We start from the raw sequence: 14,353 nt of genomic DNA, 5'->3' as shown, positions 1-14,353 counted from the left end.
CGGCCGCGTCGGCGGATGCGCGACAGCCCGTTCCGAACTACGCACGGCGGTGGAGGAGTTGTCCTGCGTCGTTGATTGGGCGCGATCACCTTGGCTGCTACGCGGGGGCAGTGGCCCGGTCGGCGGCTGGCTGGCGGGTCCGCCTGCGTCACATCGAATGAGACTGCCTGGCCGATCTGTGCCAGGGCAGTACCGGGCCGTCGTCCGCGCGGCCTTCCGGTCGGCCCTGGGGCGGCGACTTCCCCTTTCTGACGCGGCGTGACCAGGTTGCGGCCGAAGCGGTGCTGGCCGATGCGCTGGGCATCGACCGCTGGGCCCTGGTCGTCGGGGGATCCATGGGAGGGATGCGGGCCCTGGAGTGGACGGTGTCCCGTCCCGAACGGACCGGGGCGCTTCTGCTGCTGGCCGCGGCGGCCGAAGCCGGCGCCGAGCAGATCGCCTGGGCCGGCATCCAGGTGCACGCCGTACGCTCCGCCCCGAACTGGCAAGGCGGCCACTACCACGACACCGGTCGAGGTCCCCACGCCGAGCTCGGTCTGGCCCGACGGCTCACCCATGTCACCTATCGCAGTGAGCCGGAGCTTCAGGTCCGCTTCGGCCGCTCGTCCCAGGGCACGGAGAATCCCTGGGGCAGCGGCCGGTACCAGGTCGAGTCCTCTCTCGACCATCGTGCTGCCAAGCTGGTGCGTCGCTTCGACGCGGGCGGCTACGTCGTGCTGTCCGAGGCCATGAACAGCCACGACATCGGCGGAGCTACCTCCGTGGCGCCCTGATCGCCGACCGTCTCGTCACCGCGCCGCGGTGACCATCCACCCTCATCTCAATATGTGAGATAGCCGCGTCCGCCATACGGACAGTCTCTTTGGCTTCAGGCCACCTTCTGCCACTATCCCCAGCATTCAGGTAGGAAAGCTAGGGATCGAGGGGGTGGCCATGCGCACAGTCAGCCGTGCAGCTCAGTCGCTGCCCCTTCTGACCTCACGCCGTCACGTCGACCTCCACCGCACGGCCAGCGCCATCTGTCGGCCTGCGTGATGCTCCCCCACCCTGACCCCGCCGCACCTTCCCGGCATCGGGGGCCAGTGCGGCCCGCTCGTTCATTTCTCCTTGATCGCTCATCCTTGAGAGGACACCTTCGTGTCTGCCGTAAGACCACGCATCGCCCTGCGCACCCTCGCCGTCACAGCCGCACTCCCCCTCCTGCTCACCGCCTGCGGCTACGGCTCCGACGCCACTGACGACGACAAGCAGAGCGGCGTCGCGGCAGACGCCGAGAAGCTCTCCACCGATGACGTGAAGATCGGCTACTTCCCCAACCTCACGCACGCCACCGCGCTGGTGGGCGTCCAGGAGGGACTGCTCCAGAAGGAACTCGGCGGCACCACGATCAAGCCCTCGACGTTCAACGCCGGCCCTTCCGAGATCGAGGCGCTGAACGGCGGCTCCATCGACATCGGCTGGATCGGCCCCTCCCCCGCGATCAACGGCTTCACCAAGTCGAACGGCAAGAACCTGCGCATCATCAGCGGTTCCGCCTCCGGCGGCGTGAAGCTCGTCGTCAACCCGGACACGATCAAGTCCGTCGACGACCTCAAGGGCAAGAAGATCGCCACCCCGCAGCTCGGCAACACGCAGGACGTCGCGTTCCTCAACTGGGCCGCCGAACAGGGCTGGAAGATCGACCCGCAGAGCGGAAAGGGCGACGTCTCCGTCGTCCGCACCGACAACAAGGTCACCCCGGACGCCTACAAGTCCGGCTCCATCGACGGCGCCTGGGTACCTGAGCCCACCGCGTCCAAGCTGGTCGCCGAGGGCGGCAAGGTCCTGCTCGACGAGTCGGCCCTGTGGCCCGACAAGAAGTTCGTCATCACGAACATCATCGTCCGGCAGCAGTTCCTCAAGGAGCACCCGGACGTCGTCGAAGCCGTGCTGCGCGGCGCGGTGAAGACGAACGCGTGGATCAACGCGAATCCGGACAAGGCCAAGGCATCCGCCAACGAGGCACTGGCGAAGCTGTCGGGCAAGGCACTGCCCGCCGATGTCCTCGACCCTGCCTGGAAGTCCATCACCTTCCTCGACGACCCGCTGGCCGCCACTTTGAACACCGGGGCGGAGCACGCGGTGAAGGCCGGTCTGCTGGAGAAGCCCGATCTCCAGGGCATCTACGATCTCGCGCCGCTCAACAAGATCCTCAAGGCCGAGGGCAAGGACGAGGTCGACGACGCCGGTCTCGGCGTCAAGTAGCGGCAGCAACGGATCCGACCCCTTCCCAGGAGGTGACGCCCTGAGGTCGCGCGGGGCGAGTTCGTCACCTCCTGGGAGCTCCGGCCGCGGTCCGGCGGGGCACCCGGTGGCCTCGGTGGTCGCCGGTGGTGTACCGGCCGGATCGGGCCGGTGGCCTGTGTTCCAGAAGCGTGGACGCCAGTTGGTAGGGGCTGCGACTACGGCAGAAAGGGCGCCTTCATGATCTCCGAGTCCTTGGTGCGACGCCTGGTCATCGACCTGTGCCGACACCCGGGCTCGTGTTGTCGTTGACCCAGCCCCTGTGGCCGGACGGGGAGTTCCTGGTGCTGGTGGGTGCCTCCGGCTGCGGCAAGAGCACCCTGCTGCGGCTGATCGCCGGCTTCGAACAGCTCACGTAGGGCTCCGTGTTGGTCTCCGGCCGCCGGCCGCAACCAGGCGAGACAGCGGGGGTGGTGTTCCAGACGCCGCGGTTGTTCCCGTGGGGGACTGTGCGGGGCAACATCGACCTGGCGCTGCGGTACGCAGGTGTCGCCCGTGCCCAATGGCCGCGGCGGCGTGCGGAGTTGCTGGCCCGGGTCGGCCTCGAAGGCACCGAGAACCGGCGCACCTGGGAGATCTCCGGCGGTCAGCAGCAACGCGTCGCGATCGCCCATGCCCTCGCCGCCGAGAATCCGCTCCTCCTGCTCGACGAACCGTTCGCGGCGCTGGACGCCCTGACCCGGGAGCGGCTTCAGGAGGACGTCCGCCGGGTCGCCGACCTCACCGGCCGGACCACGGTGTTCGTCACGCACTCGGCGGACGAGGCCGTGTTCCTCGGCTCCCGCATCGTGGTGCTGACCAGGAGCCCCGGGCCGTGGCGCTGGACCTGCCGATCACACTGCCGCGCGGCGACGTCGACGCGGGGGCACTCCGCGGCCCCCGGGAGTTCGCCGAGCTGCGCGCGGAGGTGGCCCGCGCCGTCAAGGCCGCGGCAGCGGCCTGAACCCCGTCACCAGGAAAGGCCCCCCTTGAGCATCCTCAGCGAGCGGCCCTTCGTGAAGACGGTGAGGGCGCCCGCCTGGGCGATCACTTGCGTCATCGGGGGGACGGGTAGCCGGAGAGGACGAACTCCTTGCTGCGTTCGGCGACCGGCTGACGACCAAGCCGATGCCGTCCCACAGGTTGGGGTGGATCTCCAGGGCGTCCCGGTCGCCGTCACGGGGCGCTGCCCGACTTCAGGGTCATCGGCGACCCCCTGGAGCGGCGCGGCACCATCACCGTGCGGCCACACGCGGAGGACGAAGCCGAGATGTTGCTGATGCTGCAACGCCGCCACGCCGTCTCGGTTCCCGTGGCGTGCGTGATCCGCGCGCGTTGTTCGTACGCAATTCCGGACGGCACCGAGCGGGGGAGACAGACACGGGCTGCTCGCGGACCGGAGGCCGAACGGAGAAGGAAGACCGATTCACCTGGGCGAACCCGCGACGCAGGTAGGCTGCGCCGAACGGCTCCTACCGGTGGGGCGGGAAGTGCTGACGCTTCAGCGAGCGACCGCATGACCACGCGGGCCTGGACGGAGCCGATGCGCTGACGTTGCCGCGACGCCGACGGCCGATGCGTCGCCCTGCACGGCTGCACCGAACACGCGCCAACCTCTCCCCCACCGACGCCCCCTCATGGCCACGCCGCCGAGCCGACGCTTCTCTTGCAGTCGCCTTATCCCCCTTGGTCAGGTCCTCGCAGCGCTGGGACTACGGACCCGGCTCAGGCCGCGGCGTCGTGGTGGGCGCGGTGCGTTCTGGCGGTGGCCAGGTCTGTCGCTCGCCGGACCGAATCGGCGGAGGCGGCCAGCAGGGGCAGCCGGACGGCCGGGCTGGGGATACGGCCCTGGGCGTGCAACACCCCCTTGATCACGGTGGGGTTCGGCTCGGCGAAGAGCGCGGCGGACAGCCGTGCCAGCTCGGCTCCCAGCCTGCGGGCGGGTCCGGCGGCGTCGCGCTCCCACAGCGAGATCAGCTCGGCGTAATCAGCGGTGCGGACATTGGACGACGCCAGGATGCCGCCGTGGGCGCCTGCCGCGAGCAGCGGCGAGATGACGGCGTCGTCGCCGCCGAGCACCGCGAAGCCCGGCGGCGGCGAGCCGAGCAGTTCCATCGCGGCAGCGTCGATCGCACCGGTTGCGTACTTGACCCCCACGACCTCCGGCAGGCTTCCGAGCGCGTTCAGCGTCCTGACGCTGAGGGACTGACCGGTGCGGTACGGGATGTCGTAGACGACCAGCGGCAGACCCCCGTGCTCGGCGAGTGCCGTGAAGTGCGCCATCGTTCCCGCCTCGCCGGGCCGGGTGTAGGGCGGTGCGGGCACCAGCGCCGCGGCGACGTCACCGCTCTCAGCGAGCTCCCGCAGTGTCGTGATGGCGGCGGCGGTGTCGTTGGTGCCGACGCCGACGATCAGCGGAGCTCCGTGCACCCGGCAGGCCGCCGAGCAGATGCGGACCACGGCCCGCTTCTCCTCGGTCGTCAGCGTGGCCGCCTCCGCGGTGGTCCCCAGGGCAACAAGTCCCCTGGCGCCACCGGCCGACAGCGCCTCGTCGGCAAGGCGGGCAAGCGCGTCCGGGGCCAGGCGCAGGTCGTCGGTGAACGGAGTCACCAGGGGGACGAACAGGCCGGTGAGATTCGCTTCGGGCTTCATACGTCCAGCCTGACCGACATGAACCCAGTAGATCCAGTTCACATTTCTTCGCTCATGCGTAAGCTCACCTTATGTTCGATGTCCGACGTCTCCATCTGCTGCGCGAACTGGACCGACGCGGCACCATCGCGGCCGTCGCCCAGGCGCTTACCTTCACCGCCTCTGCCGTCTCCCAGCAGCTGAGCGTCCTTGAACGCGAGGCGGGCGTCCCCCTGCTGGAACGAAGCGGCAGACGGGTCGTCCTCACCCCCGCGGGCCGCACCCTCGTCACTCACGCCGACGCCGTCCTCGAGCGCCTCGAACTGGCGGTCTCCGAGCTGGCCGGGGCACGCGAAGGCATCGGCGGGCCGCTGCGGATCGGGACGTTTCCCTCTGGCGGCCCCGCGATCGTGCCCGCCACACTGGCGGAACTGGCCCGGCGGCATCCCGCGCTGGAACCGATGGTGCAGGAGATCGACTCGGCACGGGTCTCCGACGGCCTGCGCGCCGGCGAACTCGACGTGGCCCTCGTCCACGACTACGACTTCGTGCCCGCGTCACCGGACACCACGGTCGACCAGGTGCCCCTGCTGGAGGAGTCGATGTACCTGGCCACCGGCACTGTGTCGGGCACCGGTCGCGTCGCCCGCGGGAAAACGCTGGCGGAGCTGCTCGGACCGTGGGCCATGTCCCCCTGGATCACGGCCCGGGACGGCACGACCGGTCACGCGATGGCCGTACGGGCCTGCCAGGCGGCCGGATTCCAGCCGCGCATCCGCCATCAGGTCAACGACTTCCGTACGGTCCTGGCACTGGCCGCCATCGGGCAAGGCGCCGGCTTCGTACCGGAGATGGCCACCACGCACGCCCCCGAAAACGTGGTCCTGACCCGGCTCCCCCTGTTCCGCCGCTCGAAGGTGGCCTTCCGTGCGGGCGGCGGCACCCATCCGGCGATCGCAGCATTCGTGGCGGCGGCGCGAACGGCGGTGGGCACCAAGGGCGGCGCCTCCCCCTGATCGCACGCCGCGCCTGACCGCCGTTCCAGTGGGTCTGACCCGTACGACCGGTCGGCATACGGGCAAGTCTGGGCATCGCCGTCTCCGCGCGGGCATGCGGGTGAAGCGGCCAGGTGGCGTCGATTACCACGACGCTCCGCGCGTGGTCAGCGCGGTTCGCGCCAACCCGCGCAGCCAGGCGTGGGCCTGGTCGGTGTCGTAGCGCTGATGCCACGACAGGTAGATCGGTGCCGGCGGTAGTTCGAGCGGGAGGGGGAGCACGACCAGGCCGAGGTCGGCGACCACTGACCGCGTGGTGGCTTCGGGGACGCTGATCAGGAGATCGGAGCCGCGCGCGAACTCCAGTGCGGCCGCTTCCGTGGGCGCGGTCGCCACTACGCGGCGGGTGAGGCCGAGCCGGGCGAGAGCGTCGTCGAGGGCATTGCTGAGGTTTCCACGTCGCGAGACGTTGACGTGCTCAGCGGCGGCGTAACGCTTTGCGGTGACGGTCCTGACGCGGGTGAGGGGGTGTCCCTGCCGCACGACGATGACGAGGGGGGTCTCCCCCACGTTCTCGGCACGGATGTCCGGTGCGCCAGGGAGATTGGCGTTCGCCTCGAGGTCGACCTCGCCGCGCCGCAACTCGGGGGTGTCGATGCTCGATTCCGCGACGAAGCGCAGTCGCACGCCCGGTGCCTGTCCGCGCACGGCCGAGAGCAGTGCGGGGCCGCTCAAGGCGACCAAGGAGTCATGCCAGCGGAGTGTGAAGGTGCGCTCCAGCGTCGCCAGATCGAGTTCACGGCTCGGCGCCAGCACGCCCTGGACTTGGTGCAGCAGCTCGTGCACCTGTTCCCGGACGGCGATCGCATACGGCGTCGGGGTCATCGTGCGGCCTGTGCGTACGAGGATCTGATCCCCGGTCGTGCGCCGGATTCGGCCCAGGCTCCGGCTCATCGCGGGAGCGGTGACGTGCAGGCGGGCGGCCGCCCCGGCCACGCTCCCCTCTTCCAGCAGTGCGTCGAGCGCGGCGAGCAGGTTCAGATCCAATTGCATGTGAGTAACTCTAGCCGTGCTTTACATGCACTTGCAGTTAATTGAGGGGCTGCATACCTTCGAGGCGGGAGCGCAGGATCGAACGCACAGCCTGCCCTGACCCACCTCATCCCCCTCCTCAGACGGGAGTACCACCATGTCCGAAACGCTTCAGACCACTGATGTCGCCGCCTCCGACGCCGACCTGCTCGGTGAGACCGCGATCGCCGTGCGCGCGGCCGGTTCGGCGCTGCGCGAGCGCTTCGGCGAGGTGGTCCGCTACGAGACCCGCGAAGAGCTGATGCGCGCGCTCGCCGCCAACGACGACGCGGCCCTCGACATCCTGCGCCCCCGCCTCACGCGCCTGCGCCCGGACGCCGGCTGGGTGGAGGAGGAGCTGGACGGCGGGGCGCTGCCGCCCGGCGAGTGGTGGGTCGTGGATCCGGCCGAAGGCAACGTCAACCACCTGCACGCCCTGCCGGAGTGGGCGGTGACCGCCACGCTCGTGCGGGAGAACCAGCCCGTGCTCACGGTGGTGCACCTCCCGTTGAGCGGCGAGACCTACACCGCTCTCACCGGTGCGGGCGCCCACCTCGATGGCCGGCCGCTGCACGTCTCCCGGACCACAGACCTCGGACTGAGCATCGTGGCGACCAGCCAGGCCCGGCCGGACGAGGACGAGAAGGTCGTGCGGCGCGTCGGCTCCTCGATCACCGCGATGCTCTTCGACGCGCTCGTCGTCCGCACCGCCGTGCCCGCGACCCTGCACCTGCTGAACGTGGCCGCCGGCCGGATCGACGCCTTCTGGCAGTTCGCCGGCGCCCGTGCGGACCTGCTGCCCGGAGCGCTGCTCGTCACGGAGGCCGGCGGGCAGATCTCCGACGCCGAGGGCCGCCCCTGGACCCCGCAGAGCGAGAGCCTCCTGGCCGCCGCGCCCGGCGTCCACGCCGAGGCCGTCGCCACGCTCTCACGCTGACCGCGCACCGCAACCCGCATTACGAAAGGATCGGATCACCATGACCACGATCGCAGTTCTCGGAAACGGCCGCGTCGGCGGCAGTCTGGCCACCGCCCTCACCCGGGCAGGGCACGACGTGACCGTGGCGGGCCGAGAGCCGGGCGCCGCCGCCGAGGCTGCCCGGACCGCCCGGATCGTCATCAACGCCACCCCGGGAGCCGGCTCGCTGGACCGGTTCGTCGCACTGAGCGAGGAACTGCGCGACACGGTCCTCGTCGACGTCTCCAACGCCACTGTCGACGGACCTGACGGGCTGCCAGGGCACCTGATCTACCCCGGTTCAAGCCTCGCCGAACAACTCCAGGAAGCGCTCCCCGACACGCGCGTCGTCAAGACACTCAACACCATGCTCTACTCGGTGATGACCGCGCCGGCCACGCTCACGCAGGCGCCCGACGCCTTCCTCTCCGGCGACGACCCGCAGGCCAAGCAGACCGTCCGGCAACTGCTCATCGACCTCGGCTGGCGCGAGGAGTGGATCACTGATCTCGGCGGGATCCAAACCGCCCGAGCCACCGAGGCAGCGATTCTGTTCGTACCGCACGTGATTCGGTCCAGCGGATTCGCGCCCTTCGCGATCTCGATCGCCCGCTGATCCGCACACGATGCTGGTGGGCGCGCAGGAGGATGATGCACGCCCGAACAGTCTCTTGGCCTTGAACGACGACTGAGTCATCCCGTTCGAGCTTCCGAGTCGGAGGGCCCGGAGACAGTCACGTCGAACGCCCACGTGTGGTGCGGCGCTTGCGACGTCCGGGACTCATCGGTGTGCGGCGGATTCTTCGATGTCCCGATGCAGATGCCCCATCACGTTGCCCATTTCCAGCACCGCCGGCCCCGGGCTGTCCGTGTTTTCGGCGACGCCCTTGAGCCATGCGGTGGTCGCCAGGGCCAGGGCACTCGCGTCCGCTTCCCGCTGCTCCGCGAGGAGCTTCTCCATGCGGCTGGCCAGCGTGCCCAGGGTCTCGTCGGTGGTCTGCGGCAGCAGGTAGTCGCGCAGACCCGCCGGGAAAGGGTCCTGTTCCCGGGCGGACCGCAGGGCGCCGACCACCGTGGCGTCGTCGCTGTAGCGGTCGAGGTGGCCCATGAGGACGTACAGCCGTGCGATCATCCGCGGACGGCCCGGGTGGCGGTCCAGCCAGGCCATCAACTCCCGCTGGCCGCCCAGATGGTCGATGATCGTGGTCAGGGCCTCCCGCGACTTGGTGGGGATGTCCCAGCTGTGCGGAAGGAGTTCCGCGACCTCGTCGGCGAGCCTCGCCTCGTCCTGCGGTGCGAGCGTTCCGGCGGTGAACTGACCCGCTCTCCAGCTGTCCAGGCCGTAGCCGTCAGGCCCTGACTCGGGGTGGGCGCCCCGGGAGGCACGGTGCCGCCGGTGCAGCAGTTCACCGACGCTCCTGGTGAGCGGCATGTCGTGCACGGTGTACCTCCAAAACGCCAGTCGGGCCGTGGTGGCCGGGCGGCCGTCGGCCGGCCACCCGCCGGCCGGGAGGCGCGGGCCGACACCTCCCGGGAGACGCAGCACCATCCTGACCCCGGCCCCCGCCTCATGCGCGCCCGGCGGCGCGGACGGGCGACCCGGGCCCGAGGCCTGCGAGCAGTGCGCCGCTTCAGCCCCCCGGGGCGCAACACGGCCAGCAGAACGTCCGGGGCCAGGTCCGTGGCCGCGGCGAGCGGTGTGTCGGGCAGCGGACCGTCGGCGGCCGGGACGGCCAGTCCGTGCGCGGTGCAGAAGACGACCTGGGGCCGCCGCACGAAATGGCCGTGGCGCACCACGCCGGTCCGCTGCGCCTCGGCGAGGAGCCGCGCGGTGAGGTCCAAAGCCTGATGTCCGCATCGGCTCCGTGCCCGCCGGTCTCATTGCCCGAGCCAGGTGGTCGAGAAGGATCATCCGGCGCCTGGGAAGAACGGCGCGCCCGGGGCGGGTCTCCGGGCGAAGTGCGGCAGTGAGCCGGTCCCTCGGTGCGGCGATCCGCCCGGCGTCGGGAAAGGTGCGCCGGCGCGCAGGCCCCGTAGTTCGCAGAGCTCGTTCATGCCAGGTCACCGTCGTGTATGCGAGGGTCGGCAGCCGCGTCGGCCGCGGTGCGCAGTTTGTGGCGGACGCCGGCGATGAGCTCGGCGCCACCGCCGGCCAGATCCCTCATGGGCAGATCACCCGTCGCTCGGGTCGATGGACTCGGTGGGGGCCGTGGGGTCGGTGGGTGTCAGGATGGTGGGTGACGCTACCGCCGACAGGTTCGCACCACTCGCTCCTCGCCCCCCACACCACGGACGGGGCCAGCCATTTCATATCGTGACCTTGTGGGCGTGTGCATGGAGGTGCTGATAGTCGACTGGGCTTATCTGCAGTCGGTGGCGGCTGGGCCGAGGGAGGAACTGGTTGAGCAGGCCGCGTTCGGTCCGGACGATGCGTATGACTACGTCCCGCCGCCGGGGTGGACGTGGCCCGCACCGGTCAATGCCCGGTGGTGGGCGCGCTACGAGTTCCTCGACACCATGACCTCTTATAAAGCGCATTTCTGGGCCGGCGAGCGCTGGGACGAACTGCGCGCCTTCGTCGACGCGCCGCTGCGCGACGCTCTCGATCAGTTCAGTGCGCCGCTGTTCTGGGATGGCCACACCTACGCGTCGCAGGCCTCAGGCTTCTCCGCGAGCGTCGCGCCGCACGCCTGTAGGTGGAACTCTCGACTGGAGGTCATGCTCTGGCTGCTGCCGGAGGAGGTGGCGGCGCTGCACCACTTCTGGAGGCAGGTCGAGCCGGACCTCGGCACACTGCGCGAGCCCTTCGAGCGCCACCTCACCGAACCCTTGGGCTGGATCCAGAATTTCGCGTCATTCTCACAGTTGGTCACCGAATGGGGCGACGTCGTCGGCCAGGCCGCACGGCGCAACTGGGCCATCATCGGCCTGCGCTGCTGAGCACGTCCCGCTCAGCGCTCGTCCTCCCAGTCGTAACTCAGGGAACGGCAACGGATCCGTGACCCAGCCCGCCGTCGGGCAGCTGCGGCCCGCGCGCGACCGCGTACCGGCCTTCGAGGATGTCGATCCCGGCTCCGAGCACCTGTCCCGGCATGCCCTGTTCGCCGAGCAGCAGGTGCACGTCAGGGCGTTGTGCCCCAGCACCTTCAGCTCGGTGACACATCCGCCGGGTACGTCCGCCGGCTTGGTGGCCCAGGGCTCGTACGCCGTCTCGAGTTCCACCTCGTGGAAAAGGGATCAGCCACTCCGTGGATATCCTCGGTCAGCGTGACCGGCATACGGTCGCTCAGCCCGCCGGTCCGCTTCACCGTCCAGGCGTCCAGCGCCTGATGGTCGACCGCTCAAGCGTGCGCTTCGTCAACAGTCCCAGAGCAGTGTCCAGCCCCCCGACGCCTCAGTGCTGGAGGATTGCCGTTGCCACCGGCACTGCGAGCAGCAGGCTGAGTCCGATCAGAGGGAGGCGGTCCAGCCACAGGATGGCGGCGAATTCGCGCAGTGTCGCGGCCAGCCAGTAGGCGGGGGAAGTCGGTGCACCCACGACGTGGACGGGCACGCCGACGCGGCGGGCCAGCAGGGTCGTGCGGTAGACGTGGAAGGCGCTGGTGACCACCGTGGCTCGATGGCCGGACGTGGTGGCATCCATGAGGGCCACGCTGAAACGGAGGTTCTGCCCGGTGTTCACGGAGCGGTCTTCCCGCACGATCCGGTCGACGGGCACTCCGCGTCCGCACAGATAGTCGGCCATCGCGTCCGCCTCGGAGCGGACCTCGTCGTCGCCCTGGCCGCCCGAGACGACGAACACCAGACGAGGCGTGTGCGGTGCGCGGGCGGCGTCGATCGCAAGGGCCCGCTCCAGCCTGCGGGTCAGCAGCGGGCCGGGCCGGTCGCCGTCGAGCCCGGCGCCCAGCACGACGACATGGGTGGTTTCCGGCAGGGGGGTGCTACGGCCCCGGACGAACACGTAGCCGGCGAAGACCACGAAGAGCAGGAGGAGGTATCCCGCGGCCGCGTTCACCGCGACCATGAGGGCACCGAACGCCTCGCCGCCTACCGCGTGGAAGAGCGCGTCGAGGCCGAGCACCGCCAGCACCGCGCAGCCGGCGGCACCGGTCGCCAGCAGGGCTGCCTGCGGTCCGTAGCGCCGGACCAGGAGGACGCCGTCGGCCAGTAGCAGCAGGCCGAGTGCGAGCGCCAGGAGCAGGGCGGCGACGGCGAGGACGGTGGCGAGGGTCGGGTGGGCTGCCGCGCTGCGACCGGCCACGCCGAGTCCGGCAGAGGTCACCGCGAGGCAGAACAGGACGGCGGTGGAGAACCGGTGCGGTGCCAGCAGTGCGTTGACGACGCCGCCCGCGGCGAACACGAGCGCGGCGAGGTACTCCGGGTACTCCGGCATGTGCCGCACTGCTCCGCTCCTTCACCCGCCGGGCCGCTGTCCGTACCCGCCCGTCTCTCGCCACCCGCGGGTTCCCGGACCTGGTACGGGCGGCTGGCGGTCATCCTCCCAGACCTGCTGTGGTGCGCCGAACGCGGGTGGGGTGGTGTGTTCAGCGGGACCGGCATGTCGTGCCGGTGGTGGGACTACGCCGTCGGGTCCCCAAGCCAACTCCGGTACCAGCCCCGCCGGTTCGGTGAAGGTCCCCTTGCCCGATGCAACCGGATGATGGCCTCCAGCAGTTCCGGCCGACACGGAAGGTGGTGAGGCGATGGGCCTGGAGGTAGCACTCAGAAGGTCAACGGCTCCCTGCCGAAGGTTGAGCTGCTGAGCGAACGCAGAGTCTGATCGAGGCCGAGCACCTTGTTCCCTCAGCCGTGGCCGTACCCGCATGGATGGAACGAACGCCGGCTTACGGCCCGCCGCTCAGTTCCTGGACTGTCTGGATCACGCTGTCGACCACCTCAGGCAGCGGCTTGGTCGCATCGATGATGGTCGCGCCACGGCGTTCGTACGTCGCTCGCATCCGGGGGTTCCACATCAGGGCCGCTGCGAGTTCTTCGGGATGTCGACCGAACGGGTTCGTCGTGCGGGTCGCGAGCCGGTGGCGCAGAGTGTCCTCGTCGATCACCAGGCACACGATCACGTCGAAAAGGTCGAGGAGGTCTGCCTCGTTCTCCGCCGACCCGCACAAGAACGCGATCCGGGATCGCGATTCCTCAGCCAGGGTCATGACACGCTCGCGGACGATCTCCCACCCGTATCTGTCGAGCCATCCTCGGGGAACCGGGTACGGGGGGTCGGTGACGGCCTCGCCGTTGACTCGGTCGATCCAGCCGCTGAAGCCGTCTTCGTCGGCGTCGAGCGCGATGTGGCCTCGGGCCCGTAGCGCCCCGCAGACCGTGGACTTACCGGTGCCTGAATTGCCCGTCACCCAGACCAAAGTCACGCCGTCAGCGTAGTCCTGAGCAGGCCGGGCGAGGCCGTTTCGCTTGGCGTAGCGCTGGAGATCGGCCCGGTGACCTACGACATGACGTCCGGGCGACGCGGGTGACCGTCGTGCGGTGGACGGTGACGAGCTCGACGATGGTGCCCAGGATGCCACCGGGGCGGACCAGAGCGGTGCCCGGAGAAAGGCCCCGCGCGGCGAGGGGTGCCTTCACGTCTCGGTGCGGCAGAACCTACGGTTTGTGGGTCACCCAGAGCAGTTCCGCCGGCCAGCGGTGTGCCCAGTCGGGTGGGTCGGTTTCGTTGTAGCCGTTGGGCGTTCCGAGTTCGGGCCGCGGCTCGATGAGGTCGTCGATGATGAGACCCGCGCCGCGCAGGACCTTGATCCAGTCGCCGTAGGTGAGCTGATAGCTGGTCGCGCCGTCGCCTTCGGCGATGGTGTTCAGCCCGAAGTAGTCCTTCTGCAGCGTCGTGGTCACGCGGCCGGCGGCTTCGTCGTAGCACGCTTCGAACCAAGGGCTGGCGACGTTGAAGACCAGGCGCCCGCCGCGGCGCAAGACGCGTGCGGCTTGCGGAACGGCCAGGTGCGGGGGCGCCCAACTGAGCCCACCGAAGTCGCAGAACACCAGGTCGAAGCTGTCGGCGGAGAAGGGGAGCTGTTCGGCGGCGCCTTGCACCAGCGGGTACTGAACCGTTCCCATGGCGCGGGCCGCTGCGGCGAGTTGAGCTTCGGACAGGTCCAGCCCGACCACATGAGCGCCCTCGGCGGCGAGCGCCCTGGACCACTGGCCGGCACCACAGCCGAGTTCGAGGACGCGCTTGCCGGTGACGTCGCCCAGGGCGTGCAGGTGCGCGTCCGGGACGGAGTACATGCCCCACAGCCGGGGCGTGGCACCGATTTGCGGGTCGTGCTCGCGCTGGTAAGCGCTGCTGATCCGGTTCCAGAGCCGCCGGTTGGCGGGGATGCTGTCCACGTCCCGACTCCAGCACTGGCTATCGCGGGCGGTCAACACCCTGAGGGCGCTGCCCCTCCGAGAGGCTTCACACCTCCGGCGA

Annotated in this window: 13 protein-coding genes and 3 pseudogenes; 9 read left to right on the top strand and 7 right to left on the bottom strand. The window is 70.0% G+C overall.

The window, feature by feature from the left end; translation table 11 throughout:
* Positions 1-179: 179 nt before the first annotated feature.
* From ACFZDI_RS10520 to ACFZDI_RS10500, 5 genes and pseudogenes are all read left to right on the top strand, one after another.
* Positions 180-749, top strand: a pseudogene (locus ACFZDI_RS10520) (alpha/beta fold hydrolase); the annotation flags it as partial.
* A 184-nt stretch (positions 750-933) separates the two neighbouring features.
* A complete protein-coding gene (locus ACFZDI_RS10515; RefSeq protein ID WP_344368416.1) occupies positions 934-1,035 on the top strand; it encodes a putative leader peptide in 102 nt (33 codons plus the stop codon).
* 102 nt (positions 1,036-1,137) lie between these two features.
* Positions 1,138-2,244 (top strand): aliphatic sulfonate ABC transporter substrate-binding protein, encoded by a 1,107-nt coding sequence (locus ACFZDI_RS10510; protein ID WP_391249255.1) that lies wholly within the window; start codon positions 1,138-1,140, stop codon positions 2,242-2,244.
* 305 nt (positions 2,245-2,549) lie between these two features.
* A pseudogene (locus ACFZDI_RS10505) lies at positions 2,550-3,226 on the top strand (ABC transporter ATP-binding protein); the annotation flags it as partial.
* 222 nt (positions 3,227-3,448) lie between these two features.
* Positions 3,449-3,717, top strand: a pseudogene (locus ACFZDI_RS10500) (hypothetical protein); the annotation flags it as partial.
* 270 nt (positions 3,718-3,987) lie between these two features.
* Here ACFZDI_RS10500 and ACFZDI_RS10495 read toward each other — a convergent pair.
* Entirely contained in the window at positions 3,988-4,914 is a 927-nt protein-coding gene (locus ACFZDI_RS10495) for a dihydrodipicolinate synthase family protein (protein WP_391249253.1), read from the bottom strand.
* Positions 4,915-4,985: 71 nt separating this feature from the next.
* Between ACFZDI_RS10495 and ACFZDI_RS10490 the strand changes: the two genes are divergently transcribed.
* Positions 4,986-5,909, top strand: coding sequence for a LysR substrate-binding domain-containing protein (locus tag ACFZDI_RS10490; protein WP_391249251.1), 924 nt, complete (start codon positions 4,986-4,988; stop codon positions 5,907-5,909).
* A 123-nt stretch (positions 5,910-6,032) separates the two neighbouring features.
* Here the strand turns inward: ACFZDI_RS10490 and ACFZDI_RS10485 are convergent, their stop codons facing one another.
* Positions 6,033-6,941, bottom strand: a complete 909-nt coding sequence (locus ACFZDI_RS10485; protein WP_391249249.1) for a LysR substrate-binding domain-containing protein — start codon at positions 6,939-6,941, stop codon at positions 6,033-6,035.
* Positions 6,942-7,077: 136 nt separating this feature from the next.
* Here ACFZDI_RS10485 and ACFZDI_RS10480 point away from each other — a divergent pair, with 136 nt between their 5' ends.
* On the top strand, positions 7,078-7,896 hold the full coding sequence (locus ACFZDI_RS10480) for an inositol monophosphatase family protein (RefSeq protein ID WP_391249247.1): 819 nt from the start codon (positions 7,078-7,080) through the stop codon (positions 7,894-7,896).
* Between the two features lie 40 nt (positions 7,897-7,936).
* A complete protein-coding gene (locus tag ACFZDI_RS10475) occupies positions 7,937-8,533 on the top strand; it encodes an NAD(P)-binding domain-containing protein (protein WP_391249245.1) in 597 nt (198 codons plus the stop codon).
* 165 nt (positions 8,534-8,698) lie between these two features.
* Here the strand turns inward: ACFZDI_RS10475 and ACFZDI_RS10470 are convergent, their stop codons facing one another.
* Positions 8,699-9,349, bottom strand: a complete 651-nt coding sequence (locus ACFZDI_RS10470; RefSeq protein WP_391249243.1) for a hypothetical protein — start codon at positions 9,347-9,349, stop codon at positions 8,699-8,701.
* A gap of 902 nt (positions 9,350-10,251) precedes the next feature.
* Here ACFZDI_RS10470 and ACFZDI_RS10465 point away from each other — a divergent pair.
* A complete protein-coding gene (locus ACFZDI_RS10465) occupies positions 10,252-10,857 on the top strand; it encodes a hypothetical protein (RefSeq protein WP_391249241.1) in 606 nt (201 codons plus the stop codon).
* 37 nt (positions 10,858-10,894) lie between these two features.
* Here ACFZDI_RS10465 and ACFZDI_RS10460 read toward each other — a convergent pair whose 3' ends face one another.
* From ACFZDI_RS10460 to ACFZDI_RS10445, 4 genes are all read right to left on the bottom strand, one after another.
* A complete protein-coding gene (locus ACFZDI_RS10460; RefSeq protein ID WP_391249239.1) occupies positions 10,895-11,038 on the bottom strand; it encodes a hypothetical protein in 144 nt (47 codons plus the stop codon).
* Positions 11,039-11,311: 273 nt separating this feature from the next.
* The gene (locus ACFZDI_RS10455) at positions 11,312-12,310 is read right to left on the bottom strand and encodes an ElyC/SanA/YdcF family protein (protein ID WP_391249548.1); all 999 of its coding nucleotides are present in this window, start codon (positions 12,308-12,310) and stop codon (positions 11,312-11,314) included.
* Between the two features lie 451 nt (positions 12,311-12,761).
* A complete protein-coding gene (locus tag ACFZDI_RS10450) occupies positions 12,762-13,298 on the bottom strand; it encodes an AAA family ATPase (protein ID WP_391249237.1) in 537 nt (178 codons plus the stop codon).
* Positions 13,299-13,530: 232 nt separating this feature from the next.
* A complete protein-coding gene (locus tag ACFZDI_RS10445; RefSeq protein WP_391249235.1) occupies positions 13,531-14,271 on the bottom strand; it encodes a methyltransferase domain-containing protein in 741 nt (246 codons plus the stop codon).
* Positions 14,272-14,353 lie beyond the last annotated feature (82 nt).

The sequence above is a fragment of the Streptomyces sp. NPDC007907 genome (assembly GCF_042959365.1).
GTDB classification, from domain to species: domain Bacteria; phylum Actinomycetota; class Actinomycetes; order Streptomycetales; family Streptomycetaceae; genus Streptomyces; species Streptomyces indiaensis.
Note: the sequence above shows the minus strand (reverse complement) of the source record. Positions and strands in the feature narration are given on the sequence as shown.